A 17,289-nucleotide genomic window follows, 5' to 3' on the forward strand; every position below is an offset into this window, starting at 1 on the left:
TGCTCAGGAATATGATCACTCTGCCCTCCGCGCTCGCCGAGTACACGAATATCTGGCTCACCACCCCCGAGGCAGTCGTCGGCGCCACACCGAAAGAGGTGGTCTGGACATATCGGAAGACCACTCTCTACCGGTATCGGAGCAGCCGACGGTCGCACGCTGTGCCCATCCTGCTGACCTTCGCACTCATCAATCGTCCTGACATCTTCGACCTGCGCCCGGGAAACTCCTTCATCGAGTTCCTGCTGGAGGAGGGTTTCGATGTCTTCCTCGTCGACTGGGGGTATCCCGACGAGGAGGACGCCGACACGGGACTGGACGACTACGTTCTCGAGCATCTCCCGAGGGCGATCAGGAAGGTGCTCCGAACCAGCGGCGCCGAGGAGATCACCTTGGTCGGCTGGTGCATCGGTGCTGCCCTCACCGGGATGTACCTGGGCGTGACTCCGGATGCGCCGGTGCGCAACTGGGTGCCGTTGACGATGCCGTTCGACGCTTCCAACACCACCTACCAGACATTGCTCGACAACGACGAGATGGACGTCGAGTGGCTGGCCCAGCGAACGGGGTATTTGCCGGGTGCCCACGTCGACACGGTCAACAAGCTGCTGAAGCCGGTGCCCAACTTCGTGGGGACGCCATTGCGGCTGTTCCGCGAGGTCCAGGACGGCACGGCCGACAAGATCGCGTATCAGTCGATGTCCAAGTGGGTGGCCGACAACCCGAATTTTCCGATGCGGGCATTCCGCCAGTGGGTGACCTGGATCTACCAGGAGAATCGGCTGGCCACTGGGCGGCTGCGCCTCCGCGGGCACCGGGTGGACCTGTCCAGCATTCAGCAGTCGACTCTCGTGGTGACCGCCAGCAACGACCACATCGCGCCGCGTGACGGCACCGTGCCGCTGTTCGACGTCCTCACCACCCAGGATCTCGAACATCTCGACGGCGTCGGCGGTCACATCGGGCTGATGGCCGGTTCCCGAGCCCGGAGAGACATCTGGCCTCGCATCCGTGACTGGCTCGCGCCCCGCAGCCACGAGCGCCGACCGAGCAGCACCAGGAGTGAGACACCGGTGACGGGAAGGATGGCATGATGCCACAGCAGGCAGCAGGACCCAAAGGCAGCAAGCTGGCCGGCCGTGTCGCCCTGGTCACCGGAGGCACCCGCGGTATCGGTGCAGCGATCAGCCGGAGCCTGGCCGCTCAGGGCGCCGATGTGGCGCTGGGCTACGGACGTGACCGTGAGCGCGCCCGACAGTTCCGCGACGAGTTGCAGGCGCAGTTCCCGGGAGCGACATTCACCCTGCATCAGGGCAATGTCGGCGTGTCCACGGAGGCACGCGAGACGGTCGCAGGCGTCGTCGAGGAACACGGCAAGTTGGACATCCTCGTGAACAATGCCGGCATCACGCGTGACCGGACCGTGCTGAAGATGGAGGACTGCGACTGGGATGACGTCCTGCAGGTCAACCTCTCGGGCACGTTCTACATGGCGCAGGCAGGCCTCAAGCACATGCTGGAGCGAGGCACGGGGCGCATCATCAATGTGTCCTCGATCATCGGGGAGATGGGCAATATCGGCCAGGCCAATTACGCCGCCTCCAAGTCCGGGCTGTTCGGACTGACCAAGACCCTGGCCCGCGAGGCGATGTTCCATCTGGACCGCGCCGGCAAGCTGAACGACGACTCGATCGGACTCACCGTCAATACGGTCACCCCGGGTTACGTGAATACCGAGATGGTCGAGGCAGTTCCGGAGAAAGTGCTCGAGAAGATCAAAGGCAGGATCCCGATGGCCCGGTTGGCCAATCCGGACGAGATCGCCAGGGTCGTGCATTTCCTGTGCGCCGACAAATCCTCCTACATCACCGGCCAGATCTGGGGCGTCAACGGCGGCATGGACATGTGACGTGAAGCAGCGGCCGAGCTGTCGGTTGACGAGTTAGCAGAATCTTGCTAACTTTAGTTAACACCGGCAGTTGCACACTGTCGCTGAAGAATACCCCAGAGACTTTAAGGAGTCATCCATGACTGCCAACCCGAACCCCGAGAGCAACGCCGGCAAGCCCAACTTCAACAGGTCCAAGGAGAGCGCGGACAAGGTGACCCAGGATGCTGCCAAGATGGTTGAGGAAGCCACCAAGCGTTTCGAGGAGAGCACCGAGCGGATGAAGGAATTCACCTCCGCGATGATGGAATCATCCAAGACCAGCGGCCGTGTGGTCGTCGACAACTACGAGACCGCCGCCAACAGCATCTTCTCGATGCAGCGTGAGATGGCCGGAACCAGCCAGGTCGACTGGGTTCGCGACACCGCGAACACCCAGATCCAGTTCGCCGAGGAAGTCACCGGGGCCTGGGTCAAGGCAGCGCGCGAACTGCTGAAGTGACAGGCGGAGTCTCGTACTCGACGCCTGGGTAGACTGCGTAGGACGGTCCCGCCGAAGTTTCGGCGGGACCGTTCGTCTTGCCCTCGCCTGAGCCGTTATTGCCGCTACAATAAGCCGAACGACGTGAAACGCGTCGTCGATCAGGGCGCGAAGTGTGCCCCGTCCAGCAGGAGGACATGTGCGCGACTCACACTCACCCACCAGCTCGTCCGGGATATTCGACTCCTTGGTGTCTGCCACGGTCGGGGCCTGGACAGCATACAGCACGGCCACGATCGACTACTGGTGGGGGGCAGTGAGGAGGGGGGCGACTCCTCTGGACCTGGCGTCTGATCTGATGTCCTGGTCGATCACGATGTCCGACCGGAAGCGTCCGGAATGGGCGCATGAGAACCGTGTGATCAAGGAATGGCCGCTTGCACGGCTGCGCGACTACTCGGCCCCGGACGCGGACCCCGATATGATCGCGACGGTCATTCTGCCTCCGCAGGCCGGGCACGATTCGAGCATCATCGACTTCACCGCAGACCAGAGCCAGGTGGTGGTCGGCCGTGAAAGCGGGTGTCACCGGATATATTGCCTCGACTGGATCGGCGCGACTCAGGAGACCAAGGACGCCGGAATCGACGACTACATGGCAATCCTGCGTGAGACCGCCGAACTGCTGGGTGGCAAGGTCAATCTCGTCGGTGATTGCCAGGGCGGCTGGACCGCAACCATCTTCACCGCTCTCTATCCCGAGCGGGTCAACACCCTGGCCATCGCCGGGGCGCCGATCGACTTCCATGCCGGCGAGCCGCTGATCCGCGACTGGGTGGATGCAATCGCCCCGGGCGGCGACATGACCATCTACCGTTCCGTGGTCGAGGCCAACAACGGGGTGCTGCCGGGCCGGTTCCTGCTCGACGGATTCAAGGCACTGCAGCCGGATCAGGAGTTCAGCCGGTCGATTCAGCTGCTGGCCAATCTGCACGATGCCGAGCACGTGGAGCGCTATCGGCAGTTCGAGGACTGGTTCCAGTGGACCCAGGCGCTGCCGGGCGTGTTCTACCTCTGGGTCGTCGAGCACCTGTTCATCCGCAATTCGCTGATCAAGGGCGAATTGGTCGTCGAGGGCCGCATTGTCGACCTGGCGGCGATCGAGTGCCCGCTGTTCCTGATGGCGGGACAGACCGATCACATCACGCCGGCCGACCAGGTGTGGGCACTGGCTGATTACGCGTCGACTCCTGCCTCGATGATCGGACGCCAGTCCTCGACCGGCGGTCACCTCGGCCTCTTCATGGGCCATGAATCGCTGCGGAATCATTGGCAGGTGATCTTCAAGGAGATGGCCGGCCTGTCCACGCCGACCCCGGACGATGACCCCGAGGTGCTCACCGACGAACCGTCACAGCCAGTCGCGTCCAAGGCGACTTCTGCCCGGAAGACTCCTCGCAGGAAGTCTGCGGACGTGAAACCTGCTGCCGTCAGCAAGCCCGCCGAGGAAGCCCCGGATGCCGAGGCGGCAGCCACACGGATTTCGACGACCAGGGTGCCCGCCAAGCGGACGCCGACCGAGGAGAGTGCTGCGTCGCCGAAGCCGAAGCCACCTGCCGTGGGGTCCGTCGGTGCCGCGGAGTCGGCGACGGGCATTCGCCGGCAGACCTCTCCGGTCGAAGAGCCCCGGAGTCACGAGGACTGATCCGCTGAAAGGACGGGCTGCGCGTTTGGAGTACCGTCTGCCGCCTGACTGACGCCCTGCAAGCCCGTGTGGGGAGTCAGTCAGCTGATTCCCGTGTCGGTGTCCTGCTCGTCGTCTTCAGCCGGACGATCCCGAGTCGTGCGGTCCTGGTTGTCGTCCTGAGCCGCGGCATCGGTCGTCCGGTTCCCGTCATTGGCGCGGACGAATGATCGGTAGATCTCTGCGAGGGAAGCCTGCTGGGCGGGCGTGAGCTCGGCGGCGTTCTCGATGGCCTCCAGCAGATCCGAGCGTTCGTCGCCGGAGTCGTAGCGAGCATGGAACTCCTCGACGCTGATCCCCAGGGCAGAGGCGATACCGGCAGCGACCGCCTCGGAGGGAGACCGCAGCCCCCGCTCGATCTGTGACAGGTACGGGTTGGAGATCCCGACCATCGCAGACACCTGGCGCATCGACAGATCCGCCAGCTTCCGCTGCTGGCGGATATAGGCTCCCATGAGATTGCGCTGTTCTCGGCTGACCATGGACTCATTCTACGACCGGCGCTGCTGAGGATGAGCGGAGGGGCCGGCCGACGAGTGGTCACAGCCGCTCATGGCCGATGCTCGACAGCAGTGGAAGAACCGTCATCGGGAGAATGCCCGCGCTGTGGACAGGGAGCCGGTCGTCCACAGTGAGGCCACGAGTGATGTCTCGGGGTGCCGTCGGTGATTGTCTCGGGGCATGGACACGAAGACACTGGGCCGCCGGGGCGAGCTGATCGCCGTCGAGCACCTGATCGATCAGGGCTGGGAGATCATCGCGACCAACTGGCGCTGCCGCCATGGAGAGATCGACGTGATCGCCGACGACGGGGACTCGCTCGTCTTCGTCGAGGTCAAGACGCGGACGAGCGCACGCGCCGGTCACCCGCTCGAAGCGGTCACGGCAGGGAAGATCGCGACGATGCGCGGTCTCGCCCTGCGCTGGCTGGCCGAGCAGCCGGAGTGGATTCCGCGGTTCCGGATCGACGTCATCGGAATCCTGTGGAATGGCGGCCGGCCGGAGATCTCCCATGTCCGCGATGCGCGATGACCGGCAATCTCGGACGCACCGAGTCGATCGCGCTGCTCGGCATCTCCGGAACCCCGGTGATCATCGAGGCGAGCGTCAACGACGGTCTGCCGGGCATCGACATCGTCGGTCTGCCCGACACCGCGGTGAGTGAATCCCGGAAACGGATCCGCGCGGCGATCTCCAACCTCGGAATCACCCTGACCTCGCGCCGGGTCACCGTCAATCTTCTGCCCGGCGGCGTGAAGAAGGTCGGCACCGCCTTCGACCTCGGGATCGCCGTGGCGATCCTCGCTGCCGAGGGGCTGTTCCCCGCCGAGCGTGCACGCGGGATCGTCCACTGCGGAGAACTGGGGCTCGACGGCCGCCTCCACCCCGTGCGGGGCGTGCTGCCGAGCGTGCTGGCGGGACTCCGGTCGGGCTTCACCCGCTTCGTTGTGCCCCGCGCCAATGCCGCAGAAGCCCGTCTCACCGGAGATGCGGTGGTGTGCGGGGCGGGCAATCTGGCCGAGGTCGTCAACACGCTCGGCGGCCATGTCCCAGTCCCGCTGCTGCCGGCCGTGGAATCCGTGGACACCGATGCACTGCCGCCGGCTGCCACTCATGACCTGGCAGACGTGCAGGGGCAGGACGACGCCCGCCATGGGCTCGAGGTCGCGGCCGCCGGCGGTCACCACCTTCTGATGACCGGCACTCCCGGCGCCGGCAAGACGCTCCTGGCCGGCTGTCTGCCGGGTCTGCTGCCGGCCCTCGACGAGGAAGCGGCGTGTGAAGTGGTCGCTCTCCGGTCGCTGGACGGCACCCTCGACGTGTCCGCGGGCCTCGACCGCACGCCGCCGTTCGAAGCTCCCCATCATCGAACGACCGCGGCTGCGATGGTGGGCGGGTCGAAACCGGGGATGATCGGCGTCTTCTCCCGCGCTCACCGGGGTGTGCTCTTCATGGACGAGGCACCGGAGTTCAGCCGCGATGTTCTTGAAGCGCTTCGCCAGCCCCTGGAGAACGGGCGCTGCGACATCCACCGGGCATGGGGCTCCGTCGTCCTGCCCTCGCGATTCCAGCTCGTGCTTGCCGCCAATCCCTGTCCCTGCGGCGCCGGAATCGGGAGCTCATCACGCTGCCGCTGCACGCCGCTGAACAAGCGGCGCTATCGGAACCGCCTCTCGGGACCCCTGCTCGACCGGGTCGACATCCAGCTCGAGCTCATGCCGCTGGGCCCGGCGGACCTGCACAGCGCACAACCGCGGGAGGGATCAGCGGAGGTCGCAGGCCGGGTCGCAGCCGCGAGGGAGCGGCAGACTGCACGGTACCGCGAACTGGAGTGGTCGGCGAACGCGCAGGCGCCGGGCAGCTGGCTGCGCGAGGCTTTCGAGTTCCGCCGCTCGGAGACGGCCCCGTTGGACAGCGCACTCGAACGCGGAGTGCTCACCATGCGCGGCTACGACAGAGTCATTCGAATCGCGACCACTCTGGCCGACCTCGACGGGCGGAACAGACCGGGTGCGGACGATCTGCTCAGCGCTCTGCTGCTGCGAATCAGGGAGGGAACATGACAGCGCCTGACAACGTGCACCAACCCCGGGACGAGATGATCGATCCCCGTCGAAACCCGATGGCTGACGATCCCCGAGTGGTCGCCGAGCTGATGCGACTCTCGGAACCCGGCGACAGGCTGCTGAGCGCGGCTATCAGGTACGCCGGTGCGGAAGCCGTGCGCTCCCTGGTCGAGTCCCGGACAGGCGCTGCGGCGCAGATCCTGCACGAGGCGGCGACCGAGTTCGGCATCGTGACCGGAACCGATGCCATCGGACGAGCACTCGGCCGCTGGCAGAGTCGACTGCCCGAAGCGGACGGAGACCGTGATCTGCGGATCATGGGAAAGCTGGGCGCCCGCCTGCTGCTCCCGGAGGCCGCAGGGTGGCCGGACGGTCTCACCGAGCTCGGGCTCGACGAGCCGATCGGGCTGTGGGTGCGCGGTCCGGCGGATCCGGCTGCAGTCCTCTCCGGTTCGGTCGCGCTTGTCGGTTCGCGCGCCGCCGATGCGTACGGCCTGCATGTGGCGAAGACACTGGCCTGGGACCTGGTCAGCCACGGTCGCACCGTCGTCTCCGGGGGTGCCTACGGAATCGACGCGGCAGCACATGCGGCGGCATTCGCGGCAGCCGAACACGCCGCCGTCGGCACCGTGGCATTCATGGCCGGAGGCGTCGACAGGTACTATCCACGGTCGAACGCCGAGCTGATGGCCCAGATTGCCGAGAGGTACGTCGTGATCTCGGAAGCCGCACCGGGATGCACCGCCATGCGACACCGCTTTCTCATGCGCAACCGGTTGATAGCAGCCGTCTCGGCCGGAACCGTGGTCGTGCAGGCGGGGTGGCGTTCCGGGGCGATCAATACAGCCAACCGGGCCGCTGAGCTCATGCGCCCTGTCGGCGCCGTGCCCGGCCCCGTCACCACTCCGGACTCTGCGGGCTGCCACCGGCTGATTCGAGAGGGCGCAGCGACCTGCGTGACCTCGAGCGACGACGTGCTGGAACTCGTCGGGTCTTACGCAGCCGGCCCTGCGTCGCCGGGGCCGGAGCAGGGCCGGCTGCGCATCACCGACGACATGAGCGACGACCAGCTGCGCGTGTACGGCGCCCTGCCGCCCCGGCGCGGTGCTGAGGTCGCCGCGATCGCGCTCAGGGCTGGTCTCGACACTGCAGCGACGATGGCCGCTCTGGCGGGCCTGGAACTCGCAGGCGCTGCATCCCGACAGTCTCACGGATGGATCAAGCTGGCAGAGTGACGGGAAGTCGGCCCAGCATCGGCAGGCGGAGCAACCGGAAGCGCAGCGAGAACGCCGTCGTGCCGCGGGCGGTGGACTACAGTGATGGCATGTCGGCTTCCCCCCTTCCCGGCGAGTACACCGAGGCTCTCGCCGCCTTCATCGAGGATCTTCGGGTCCAGAGCAACGCGTCGGAGCACACCGTGCGCGGCTACTCGGCAGACGTGCGATCGCTGCTGGAGCACCTCACCGAGGCAGACGGTCAGGGGTTGGCGCTCGCCGACCTCGAGATCGGCAATCTCCGGCAGTGGCTGCTGGACCAGACGCGCGGCGGCGCCGCCGCGGCGACGACCGCCCGCAGGATCGCAGCAGCCCGGGCCTTCTGCGTGTTCTGCACCCGCACGCATCGCATGCAGCGGAATCCCGCCGCCCGGCTGTCGTCCCCGCGGAAGGCCTCGCGGCTGCCGGCGGTGCTCCAGCAGAAGCAGACGACGGCGGTTCTCGACCGCTCGCACGCGGCTGCGCGGGAGGAGCTGACGGGCAAGGACCTGGCGGTGGCACTGCGGGACACTGCAGTGGTCGAAGTTCTCTATGCGACAGGCATGCGAGTGTCGGAGCTCGCTGCCCTCGACGTGGATGACATCGATGACCACAGCCGGCTCATCACCGTGCTCGGAAAGGGCAGCAAGGAGCGGCGCGTCCCCTTCGGGATTCCGGCAGCGGACGCGCTGGAGGACTGGCTCCGGCGCGGCCGCCCCGAACTGGTCGTGCCCGGCGCGGCGGGGGAGACTCCAGCGGTCTTCCTCGGCGTCCGCGGAGGACGGATCAATGTCCGACAGGTGCGCGAGATCGTCCACCGGGCAACCCGTGCAATCGACGGTGCTCCCGAGCTGGCGCCGCACGGGCTGCGCCATTCCGCGGCCACGCACATGCTCGAGAACGGCGCAGATCTGCGCCAGGTCCAGGAGTACCTGGGGCACTCGACGCTGAGCTCGACCCAGATCTACACCCACGTCTCCCTCGGCAGGCTGTCCGAGAGCTACTTCCGAGCGCACCCTCGGGCCTGAGGATCAGCTCCCCAGGTGCGCGTCCAGCGCGTCGCCGAGCGGCTGCTCCCCGTCGAGGATGTCGAAGTCCCGACCGAAGGTCCGTTCGTCGTCGAGGATGTGAGCGATGAATCGGGCAACGTCCCCACGCCGCGTGGTGCCGCCGCGCTCGAGGTTCTCGCCCACCTCAAGCTCTCCGGTGGCCGGATCGTCGGTGAGGCCGCCCGGGCTGACGATTGTCCAGTCGAGATCCGCGGCGCGCAGGGCGTTGTCCGCCTCCCGCTTGCACGCCCAGTACGCTGCGAAGACTTCCTCCGCGTCCGGCTGGGTGGGCTGCTTTGCGCCGATGAAGGAGATCTGCACGAAGCGCTGGATGTTCGCCGCGAGCGCGGCCTGAATCGATCGGACGGATCCTGCGAGATCCATGGTGTACTTCCGGAACGCCCCGGAAGCGCCGCCGGCGCCTGCGGCGAAGACGACGGCCTCGGCGTCACCGAAGGCCTCCTGCAGCTCCGCGACGGATGCGTTCTCCGCATCGCACACAACGGGATCGCCGCCGATGCCGCGGATCTCCTCGGCCTGATCCGGATTGCGGATGATCGACCGAACCGCGACGTCCTTCTCGGCGAGCAGCTCGGTCAGGAGGAGGGCGATCTTTCCGTGTCCGCCGACTACGGCGATGCGTGAAATGGTCATACCCCCTTCCTAACAGTTCACGGGCTGAGGTCAAGGCGCACCTGCCTCAGCTGCCCATCAGCCTCAATTGCGCGCCTGGTACTCCCAGTGCCAGGGCTCGGGCAGTGAGCCGGTGCTGCGCGCCCAGCTCGGATGTATCCATCCGTAGCGAGGGGCGTTCGCCCGCATCCACTCGTGCTGCACCGTTCCGAACGAGTTGATTCCGCCGCCCAGGTCCACGGCCAGCCCCCAGCCGTGATTCGAGGTTCCCGGAGTGGCGGCCATCCGCCCCTTCCGACGCTTGAGCACCACCTGGGTGGCGTAGTCGCGGTAGGAGTCGGTCACGGAGATGCGCGTTCCGAAGCGCTGGGAGTAGGCCGTCGCCAGCGTCTCGAACGCCGCAGCGGCGTCGCAGCGCAGCAGATGCCCCGGCGCCGCGGCGACCGGACACAGTGCCACAGCGGGGATCCTGCCGTTCTGATGACCGCCCCAGGCTCCGGCGCCGCTGCTGGCGTCACCCCCGGCCGGCGGCGGCAGCTCGGCAAGCGCGTTCGCCTCCGGAAGGAGCACTGTCGCATCCGCGGAGAAGAACTGCGCCGGATTGAGATAGTCCTTCTCGGCGTCCGCGCGCCACACACCGACGTGCACGCAGCCGTCATCGCAATGGGAGGGTTCGGCAACCGTGCCGATCGGATGACCGGCGAACACCTCGTCGCCGGCGCGCAGATCCGACTCGACCGGCTCGAACGACACCACATGACCGTCGACGTGCAGGCTGAGCACCGATCTGCCGGCCACGCTGCCGGAGAATCGCACGGTGCCGGACTGCGGAGCGCGGATCGGCTCGCCGGGCAGCGCGGCGACGTCGATGCCTCGGTGACCCTGCTGCCAGTTCTGCGCCGGCTTGTCGAATGCCCGGACGATCTCGAACCCGGGCACCGGCGTGAACCAGGTGCGACGATCGTCGATCGCCTGCGCCGGCATCGCCAGCCCGGCGGCGAGCACGACTGCTGCGAGCACGACTGCTGCGAGCAGAGCGGTCAGCACAGAGGCACGGAACCGCAGGAGGTGAGCGAGTTGGGAAGCAGAAGGGGATACGACCATGCCCCTCACCTTCGCCTGGGCGACGATGCCGCGCCACGACGATTCACCAGCTGTGGACGGGCGACGAGGATCCACAAGGTGGTGGACGCGGTCGAGGGACGACAATCCACAGCCTGCCTCGCCGTGCGGTTTGGCCCTGTTGGCTGCCCGTCGTAGAATGAGCCCAGCGGAAGTGTCTTCGCTTCCGACTACGCGTATTCGACTTCCCGTCGGCTGCCGCCGGTGCGAATCCACCTGACTTCCTGACAGTGCACTGCTGTGCGCAGACAGAGTCACGGGCTTCGTGGGCAGCCGCGGCGGATACCAGGAATCAACCGAAACGTCGCCGGTGAAGCGCATGTCGTCCAGCCGGGGACTCGACAGTGCGGCTGCCACGAGCGGCCGCCATGAAAGGAGTGCGTCGGCATGGCCGTCGTCACCACTCGCCAGCTGCTCGACAGCGGCGTCCACTTCGGGCATCAGACCCGTCGCTGGAACCCCAAGATGAAGCGCTTCATCTTCACCGAGCGCAACGGCATCTACATCATCGACCTGCAGCAGACCCTGGGCTACATCGACTCGGCATTCGAGTTCGTCAAGGAGACCGTGGCCCACGGCGGCTCGATCCTGTTCGTCGGCACCAAGAAGCAGGCCCAGGAAGCCATCGAGGAGCAGGCCAAGCGCGTCGGCCAGCCCTACGTCAACCAGCGCTGGCTGGGCGGCATGCTGACCAACTTCCAGACCATCTCGGGCCGTCTGCGCCGCCTCAAGGAGCTTGAGGAGATCGACTTCGACGACGTCGCGGGCTCCGGTCACACGAAGAAGGAGCTTCTCATCCTCAGCCGTGAGAAGGAGAAGCTCGAGAGGACCCTCGGCGGCATCCGCGACATGCAGCGGACTCCGTCGGCAGTGTGGATCGTCGACACCAAGAAGGAGCACCTGGCCGTCGACGAGGCGAAGAAGCTGGGCATCCCGGTGATCGCGATCCTCGACACCAACTGCGACCCCGACGACGTCGACTACCCGATCCCGGGCAACGATGACTCCATCCGCTCGGTCAACCTGCTCACCCGCGTCGTCGCCGACGCTGTCGCCGAGGGCCTGATCAAGCGCCACTCGTCGGACGACAAGGGCGAGAAGAATGTCTCCGCCGTCGAGCCGATGCCCGAGTGGGAGCGGGAGCTCCTCGAGGGCAAGTCCGAGGGCGAAGCCCAGCAGACAGCCTCGGACGAGGCGGCCGCTGAGCCTGCCGAAACACCGGCCGAGGCCGCCGAGGTGTCCGCTGAGTCCGCCGAAGCGCCGGCCGAATCCGCCGAGGCGTCCGCTGGGGCGACCACCGAATCCGCCGAAGCCGACAGCACCGAGTCGACCCAGGCCTGAGCTGATCCGGGCCGCGCCCGCAGGATCCTGTGGGCGCGGCCTTCCACACATCTCGTGACTTAAGGAGATCCATGGCAAATTACACAGCTGCTGACATCAAGGAACTGCGCGAGAAGACCGGCGCCGGGATGATGGACGTCAAGAAGGCTCTCGAAGAGGCGCAGGGAGATCAGGCCAAGGCCGTCGAGATCCTGCGGGTCAAGGGACTCAAGGGAGCCACCAAGCGCGAGGGACGATCGACCTCGGACGGACTCGTCGCCACGCACGTCGCCGACGGTGTCGGCACCATGATCGAGCTGAACTCGGAGACCGACTTCGTCGCGAAGTCCGACAAGTTCATCGAGCTCGCCGATCAGGTGCTCGATCTGGCAGTGCAGAACTCGGCCGCCTCGGCCGAGGATCTCCTCGCTGCCGAGGTCGACGGCAAGCCGGTATCGCAGATCATCACCGAGGGTGGCGCGGCTCTGGGCGAGAAGGTGGACCTGCGCCGCGTCGGCCGGATCGAAGGCGCGAACATCGAGTCGTACCTCCACCGCACCAACAAGGATCTGCCGCCGCAGGTCGGCGTGCTGCTCGCCTTCGAGGGCGACGACACCGAGGTTGCCCACGATGTCGCGGTTCACATCGCAGCACTGACGCCGAAGTACTTCTCCCGTGACGACGTACCTGCCGACATCGTCGAGAAGGAGCGTGAGATCGCTCTGGAGACGGCCAAGAACGAAGGCAAGCCCGAACAGGCGCTGCCGAAGATCGTCGAAGGCCGCGTCAACGGGTTCTTCAAGGAGAACTGCCTGCTGGACCAGGGCTTCGCCAAGGAGCCCAAGAAGTCCGTGGCATCGGTGCTCGAAGAGGCTGGCGTCAAGGCGACCGGCTTCCTGCGCTTCCGCGTGGGCAGCTGAGCTCGGACACAGCAGAGCACAGCACAGCAGAGCTGACGGCGCCTGAGCCGTGAGCCGCCGGCAGAGGGCGGGGCGATTGCCCCGCCCTCTGCTCGTTCCCGGCGAAGTCCGCAGCGCCTCGGATGCGCGAGTGCCCAGCGAGGGCCGCCACGGGACCGGGAGCGGACCGCTACACTGGTCGATGGCTCCCGCGCCCACCTGCCCCCGGCACCCCGGTGAGCAGCAGCCATTCCGGACACTGAGGAAGAGAGCAAATGTCAGACGTCCCTGTGCACGCCTCCAGCCACCAGCGAATCCCGACCAGGACGCATCGCCGACGGGTGCTCCTCAAACTCTCCGGAGAGGTCTTCGGCGGAGGTGAGGTGGGCGTCAATCCCGATGTCGTCGCCTCGGTCGCACGCCAGATCGCCCCGGTGGTGCCCGAAGTGGAGATCAGCATCGTCGTCGGCGGCGGCAACTTCTTCCGCGGCGCGGAACTGTCGCAGCGCGGAATGGACCGCACGCGCGCAGACTACATGGGCATGCTCGGCACCGTGATGAACTGCCTGGCACTGCAGGACTTCCTGGAGCAGGCGGGAGTCGACACCCGCGTGCAGACTGCCATTCCGATGACCCAGGTCGCCGAGACCTACATCCCGCGGCGGGCCATGCGGCACATGGAGAAGGGCCGTGTGGTGATCTTCGGAGCCGGAGCCGGCCTGCCGTTCTTCTCGACCGACACCGTGGCCGCCCAGCGAGCGCTGGAGATCCGCGCTGACGTCGTGCTGATCGCGAAGAACGGCGTCGACGGCGTCTACACCGACGATCCGAAGAAGAATCCGAACGCGCAGAAGATCGATCGCATCACCTATGAGGAGGCGCTGGCGCGGGGACTCAAAGTCGTGGACTCGACGGCATTCTCCCTGTGCATGGACAACAAGCTGCCGATGCTCGTCTTCGGCATGGAAGGGGACCGCACCCTGCAGCGTGCGATCGCCGGCGAGGAGATCGGCACGATCGTCGAGTCGGCAGAGGAGAAGGCGCCCGCGATCGCCGCCGAGCGCAGCGCCACGGAAACTGCCTAGAATAGTCAGCAACACCACCAGCGAGCGAAAGAGTACCCCGTGATCAAGGAAACCCTGACCGAAGCCCGGCAGAAGATGGACAAGGCCGTCGAAGTCACCCAGGATGCCTTCGGATCCGTTCGGACCGGCCGCGCCAACCCCGCTCTCTTCGCGAACCTCCTGGTCGACTACTACGGTGCCCCGACTCCGATGCAGCAGCTCGCGTCGTTTCAGGTTCCCGAGGCCCGCACCCTGCTCATCACCCCCTACGACCGCGGTGCGCTGAGCAACATCGAGACCGCCCTGCGCAACTCCGACATCGGCGCCAACCCTGCCAACGACGGCAATGTGATCCGCGTGGTGCTGCCGGAGCTCACGGAGGAGCGCCGCAAGGAATACGTCAAGGTCGTCAAGGGCAACGCCGAGGAGGGCCGGGTCTCCGTCCGCAACATCCGGCGCCGCGCCAAGGAGTCGCTGGAGAAGATCCAGAAGGACGGAGACGCCGGCGAGGACGAGGTCCGCGCGGCGATCCAGGAGCTCGAGGACCTGACGAAGAAGAAGGTCGACGAGATCGACACGCTGCTCGTCGCCAAGGAAGCCGAACTCCTCGAGGTGTGAGGACGATGTCCCCGGACGAGCTGCCGACCTCTCCGGCAGATCGCGGACGCCCCGCCGGCTCCGGTGACGCCCGGGCGGGCGCCGTCCCCTTCCCCAAGCGCCGGGATCTGCGCCGAGCCGAACAGGCTCGACTTGATACCCCGTCTCCACCCGACTCCGCCTCGGACCCGGGTGAGGTCGAGCTGGGCTACGGCCACGGATTGGTGACCCCGCACCCGCAGGCGGAAGTGGACGCCGAGGCGGTCGCTGCCGCACAGACCGCCGGCACCTCCACGACGGTCGAGGAGCCGGCGAAGAAGGACTACGGCCGGGCCGGCCGCAACCTGCCGGCGGCCATCGGCGTCGGCGTCGTGCTCGGCGGGTCCGTGCTGGCCTCGCTGCTGTTCTACCCTCCGTCCTTCGTCGTGCTCACCCTCATCGGGGTGATGGCGGCCATGTGGGAGCTGGCGAACGCGCTCTCCCGCTCCGGTTCGGTCGTCGCACGGGTGCCGACGATGACTGCCGCGGCGTGCATGCTCGCCGCGACCTACTTCGGCGGACGAGAGGCCCTGTGGGTGACGTTCACCGTCGGCACGGGAGCAGTGCTCCTGTTCACCCTCTTCGAACACCGGGCCAATCCCGTCAAGGACGTCTGCCTGAGCCTGTTCGCCCTGACCTACGTCGGCCTGGGCGCCTCCTTCGTCGTCCACATGCTGACCTTCGAACAGGGAAACCTGCTCGCCATCTGCTTCCTGGCCCTGGTCGTCGCCTCCGACATCGGCGGGTACGCCTTCGGCGTCATGTGGGGAAAGCACCCCATCGCCCCGAGCATCTCGCCCAAGAAGTCCTGGGAGGGCTATGCCGGCTCTGCGCTGCTGTCGACAGCAGTCGCGATCGGCATGGCCTGGTGGGTATTCGACGCGCCGCTGTGGACGGGCGTGGTCCTCGGAGTCGTGATCCCGGCGGTCGCCACTCTGGGCGATTTCTCCGAATCGATGATCAAGCGCGACCTCGACCTCAAGGACATGGGCACGCTGCTGCCCGGGCACGGGGGAGTGATGGACCGGCTCGACTCGATCCTGCCGACCGCCCCCGTCGCGCTCATTTTGTTCAGCTTCCTGCCGGGCTACGCGACCTGATCCCCAGGGCCTGTGACAGCGCTGCGAGCGGCAGCCCGGCGTCGACCCCAGAACCGCACTTCTGCAAGACCTGCGCCGGTGATAGAACTGGAGGCGTGACCACCATCGAATCGCTGTCCCGCGCGCTGCCTGCCGACATCATCATCACCGACCCCGATGTGATGGAGCGCTATCTCCACGACGACGCGGAGTGGGCACCCTTCGAACCCGCGCTGGCGGTGATCCGCCCGCGCAGCACGGACCAGGTGCTCGCCGCTGTCACCTGGTGCATCGACAACCGGGTCGCGGTCGTGCCTCGGGGATCGGGCACCGGCCTGTCCGGTGGCGCCAACTCCCTCGCCGGCAGCCTCGTGATCTCGCTCGACGCGATGGACCGGGTGATCGACGTGGACCCGGTCGAGCGCACGGCGCGCGTCCAGCCCGGAGTCATCAACGAACACCTCCGCACTCGGGTCGCCGAGGACGGCCTCTGGTACCCGCCGGACCCCGCATCCGCGCCGTGGTCGTCGATCGGCGGCAACGTGGCCACGAACGCGGGCGGCCTGTGCTGCGTCAAATACGGCGTGACCGGCGAATACGTCATCAGCCTGGAGATGGTGACCGGCACCGGCAAGCTCGTCCGCCTGGGCAGGCGAACCACCAAGGACGTCGCCGGCTACGACCTGCGAGGCCTCGTCGTCGGCTCCGAAGGCACCCTCGGCGTCATCACCGAGATCACCGTGCGCCTGCTGCCACTGCCGCCCGTGGGGACGGCGATCGTCGGCTACTTCGACAGCCTCGTCGCCGCCGGGCAGGGCGTCGCCAACGTCACCGCCGCCGGGGTCATTCCCTCCGCGCTCGAACTCGTCGACAAATACTGTCTGAAAGCGGTCGACGACTGGAAGAACATGGGTCTGTCGGCCGACGCCGAGGCGATCCTGCTGGCCGCGACCGACGCTCCCGGCGCCGCGGGCGTCGAGGAGGCGCGCACCATCGTCGAGGCCTTCGAAGCAGCCGGCGCGACATTCGCCGCGGTCAGCGAGAACGACGAGGAGGCCGACGCGTTCTTCGCCGCCAGGCGCCTGGCCTACCCGGCGCTCGAACGCCTGGGACCGGTGCTGACCGAGGACATCTGCGTGGCTCGCTCCAAGGTTCCCGAGGTGCTCGCGCGGATCCAGCAGATCGCGCAGTCCCACGACACGGTGATCGCCCAGATCGCCCACGCCGGCGACGGCAACCTCCACCCGCTGCTCGTGACCCCGCCCGGCGATGACGAAGCACGGCAGCGTGCCCAGGCAGCCTTCGAGGAGATCATCGCGGTGGCGCTCGAGTTCGGCGGAACCGTCAGCGGCGAGCACGGGATCGGGCTGCTCAAGCGCGATGGGCTGGCGGCAGAGCTTTCGCCGGACGTCATCGACATGCACGTCGCGGTCAAGCGAGCACTCGACCCCCACGGCATCATGAACCCCGGCAAGGTGTTCGAGTCGAGGCCGGCGACCACCTCGCAGGCAGCATCCGAGCAGCTCTGAGCGCCGCCTGACAGACGAGGCAGGC

At 67.0% G+C, this 17,289-nt stretch carries 17 protein-coding genes; 14 read left to right on the top strand and 3 right to left on the bottom strand.

Annotation, left to right across the window (positions count from 1 at the left end; translation table 11 throughout):
• Positions 1-11 precede the first annotated feature (11 nt).
• The 4 genes from LXN01_RS02225 to LXN01_RS02240 all read left to right on the top strand — a co-directional run bounded on the left by LXN01_RS02225 (position 12) and on the right by LXN01_RS02240 (position 4,074).
• Entirely contained in the window at positions 12-1,094 is a 1,083-nt protein-coding gene (locus tag LXN01_RS02225; RefSeq protein ID WP_236862901.1) for an alpha/beta fold hydrolase, read from the top strand.
• Complete coding sequence (fabG, locus tag LXN01_RS02230) at positions 1,091-1,909, top strand: 3-oxoacyl-ACP reductase FabG (protein ID WP_236862902.1); 819 nt, start codon at positions 1,091-1,093, stop codon at positions 1,907-1,909. Before LXN01_RS02225 ends, fabG begins: the two co-directional genes overlap by 4 nt.
• 118 nt (positions 1,910-2,027) lie before the next feature.
• Positions 2,028-2,390 (top strand): hypothetical protein, encoded by a 363-nt coding sequence (locus LXN01_RS02235; protein WP_236862903.1) that lies wholly within the window; start codon positions 2,028-2,030, stop codon positions 2,388-2,390.
• A 337-nt stretch (positions 2,391-2,727) separates the two neighbouring features.
• The gene (locus tag LXN01_RS02240; RefSeq protein ID WP_236862904.1) at positions 2,728-4,074 is read left to right on the top strand and encodes an alpha/beta fold hydrolase; all 1,347 of its coding nucleotides are present in this window, start codon (positions 2,728-2,730) and stop codon (positions 4,072-4,074) included.
• A gap of 80 nt (positions 4,075-4,154) precedes the next feature.
• On the opposite strand, the gene LXN01_RS02245 is transcribed toward LXN01_RS02240, so the two are convergent.
• Positions 4,155-4,595 carry a helix-turn-helix domain-containing protein gene (locus tag LXN01_RS02245; protein ID WP_236862905.1) on the bottom strand — a complete coding sequence of 147 codons (441 nt, stop codon included), beginning with the start codon at positions 4,593-4,595 and terminating at the stop codon, positions 4,155-4,157.
• Between the two features lie 199 nt (positions 4,596-4,794).
• Here LXN01_RS02245 and LXN01_RS02250 point away from each other — a divergent pair, with 199 nt between their 5' ends.
• The 4 genes from LXN01_RS02250 (at position 4,795) to LXN01_RS02265 (ending at position 8,961) form a co-directional block, all read left to right on the top strand.
• A complete protein-coding gene (locus tag LXN01_RS02250) occupies positions 4,795-5,145 on the top strand; it encodes a YraN family protein (protein WP_236862906.1) in 351 nt (116 codons plus the stop codon).
• Positions 5,142-6,677: a YifB family Mg chelatase-like AAA ATPase gene (locus tag LXN01_RS02255; RefSeq protein WP_236862907.1), complete on the top strand. Its 1,536-nt coding sequence runs from the start codon at positions 5,142-5,144 to the stop codon at positions 6,675-6,677. Before LXN01_RS02250 ends, LXN01_RS02255 begins: the two co-directional genes overlap by 4 nt.
• Entirely contained in the window at positions 6,674-7,915 is a 1,242-nt protein-coding gene (locus LXN01_RS02260) for a DNA-processing protein DprA (protein WP_236862908.1), read from the top strand. The genes LXN01_RS02255 and LXN01_RS02260 overlap by 4 nt, the downstream gene beginning before the upstream one ends.
• Positions 7,916-8,004: 89 nt before the next feature.
• Positions 8,005-8,961 (top strand): tyrosine recombinase XerC, encoded by a 957-nt coding sequence (locus LXN01_RS02265; RefSeq protein WP_236862909.1) that lies wholly within the window; start codon positions 8,005-8,007, stop codon positions 8,959-8,961.
• Positions 8,962-8,964: 3 nt separating this feature from the next.
• Here LXN01_RS02265 and LXN01_RS02270 read toward each other — a convergent pair whose 3' ends face one another.
• On the bottom strand, positions 8,965-9,636 hold the full coding sequence (locus LXN01_RS02270; protein WP_236862910.1) for an NAD(P)H-binding protein: 672 nt from the start codon (positions 9,634-9,636) through the stop codon (positions 8,965-8,967).
• Positions 9,637-9,699: 63 nt separating this feature from the next.
• Complete coding sequence (locus LXN01_RS02275) at positions 9,700-10,719, bottom strand: D-alanyl-D-alanine carboxypeptidase family protein (RefSeq protein WP_236862911.1); 1,020 nt, start codon at positions 10,717-10,719, stop codon at positions 9,700-9,702.
• A 405-nt stretch (positions 10,720-11,124) separates the two neighbouring features.
• Here LXN01_RS02275 and rpsB point away from each other — a divergent pair, with 405 nt between their 5' ends.
• The 6 genes from rpsB to LXN01_RS02305 all read left to right on the top strand — a co-directional run bounded on the left by rpsB (position 11,125) and on the right by LXN01_RS02305 (position 17,264).
• Positions 11,125-12,078 (top strand): 30S ribosomal protein S2, encoded by a 954-nt coding sequence (rpsB, locus tag LXN01_RS02280; protein ID WP_236862912.1) that lies wholly within the window; start codon positions 11,125-11,127, stop codon positions 12,076-12,078.
• A gap of 71 nt (positions 12,079-12,149) precedes the next feature.
• Complete coding sequence (gene tsf, locus LXN01_RS02285) at positions 12,150-12,977, top strand: translation elongation factor Ts (RefSeq protein WP_236862913.1); 828 nt, start codon at positions 12,150-12,152, stop codon at positions 12,975-12,977.
• A gap of 254 nt (positions 12,978-13,231) precedes the next feature.
• Positions 13,232-14,041, top strand: coding sequence for a UMP kinase (pyrH, locus tag LXN01_RS02290; RefSeq protein ID WP_236862914.1), 810 nt, complete (start codon positions 13,232-13,234; stop codon positions 14,039-14,041).
• A 39-nt stretch (positions 14,042-14,080) separates the two neighbouring features.
• Positions 14,081-14,638 (top strand): ribosome recycling factor, encoded by a 558-nt coding sequence (gene frr / locus LXN01_RS02295; protein WP_236862915.1) that lies wholly within the window; start codon positions 14,081-14,083, stop codon positions 14,636-14,638.
• 5 nt (positions 14,639-14,643) lie between these two features.
• A complete protein-coding gene (locus LXN01_RS02300) occupies positions 14,644-15,756 on the top strand; it encodes a phosphatidate cytidylyltransferase (protein ID WP_236862916.1) in 1,113 nt (370 codons plus the stop codon).
• 95 nt (positions 15,757-15,851) lie between these two features.
• On the top strand, positions 15,852-17,264 hold the full coding sequence (locus LXN01_RS02305; protein ID WP_236862917.1) for an FAD-binding oxidoreductase: 1,413 nt from the start codon (positions 15,852-15,854) through the stop codon (positions 17,262-17,264).
• The last annotated feature ends 25 nt before the right edge of the window (positions 17,265-17,289 follow it).

The organism is Brevibacterium daeguense, from assembly GCF_021729135.1.
Lineage (GTDB): Bacteria > Actinomycetota > Actinomycetes > Actinomycetales > Brevibacteriaceae > Brevibacterium > Brevibacterium daeguense.

What these genes read in the sequence shown, in the direction of transcription:
- LXN01_RS02225 (WP_236862901.1), top strand. Translation starts at nt 12, where the DNA reads ATGATCACTCTGCCCTCCGCGCTCGCCGAGTACACGAATATCTGGCTC.
- fabG (WP_236862902.1), top strand. Translation starts at nt 1,091, where the DNA reads ATGATGCCACAGCAGGCAGCAGGACCCAAAGGCAGCAAGCTGGCCGGC.
- LXN01_RS02235 (WP_236862903.1), top strand. Translation starts at nt 2,028, where the DNA reads ATGACTGCCAACCCGAACCCCGAGAGCAACGCCGGCAAGCCCAACTTC.
- LXN01_RS02240 (WP_236862904.1), top strand. Translation starts at nt 2,728, where the DNA reads ATGTCCTGGTCGATCACGATGTCCGACCGGAAGCGTCCGGAATGGGCG.
- LXN01_RS02245 (WP_236862905.1), bottom strand. Translation starts at nt 4,595, where the DNA reads ATGGTCAGCCGAGAACAGCGCAATCTCATGGGAGCCTATATCCGCCAG.
- LXN01_RS02250 (WP_236862906.1), top strand. Translation starts at nt 4,795, where the DNA reads ATGGACACGAAGACACTGGGCCGCCGGGGCGAGCTGATCGCCGTCGAG.
- LXN01_RS02255 (WP_236862907.1), top strand. Translation starts at nt 5,142, where the DNA reads ATGACCGGCAATCTCGGACGCACCGAGTCGATCGCGCTGCTCGGCATC.
- LXN01_RS02260 (WP_236862908.1), top strand. Translation starts at nt 6,674, where the DNA reads ATGACAGCGCCTGACAACGTGCACCAACCCCGGGACGAGATGATCGAT.
- LXN01_RS02265 (WP_236862909.1), top strand. Translation starts at nt 8,005, where the DNA reads ATGTCGGCTTCCCCCCTTCCCGGCGAGTACACCGAGGCTCTCGCCGCC.
- LXN01_RS02270 (WP_236862910.1), bottom strand. Translation starts at nt 9,636, where the DNA reads ATGACCATTTCACGCATCGCCGTAGTCGGCGGACACGGAAAGATCGCC.
- LXN01_RS02275 (WP_236862911.1), bottom strand. Translation starts at nt 10,719, where the DNA reads ATGGTCGTATCCCCTTCTGCTTCCCAACTCGCTCACCTCCTGCGGTTC.
- rpsB (WP_236862912.1), top strand. Translation starts at nt 11,125, where the DNA reads ATGGCCGTCGTCACCACTCGCCAGCTGCTCGACAGCGGCGTCCACTTC.
- tsf (WP_236862913.1), top strand. Translation starts at nt 12,150, where the DNA reads ATGGCAAATTACACAGCTGCTGACATCAAGGAACTGCGCGAGAAGACC.
- pyrH (WP_236862914.1), top strand. Translation starts at nt 13,232, where the DNA reads ATGTCAGACGTCCCTGTGCACGCCTCCAGCCACCAGCGAATCCCGACC.
- LXN01_RS02300 (WP_236862916.1), top strand. Translation starts at nt 14,644, where the DNA reads ATGTCCCCGGACGAGCTGCCGACCTCTCCGGCAGATCGCGGACGCCCC.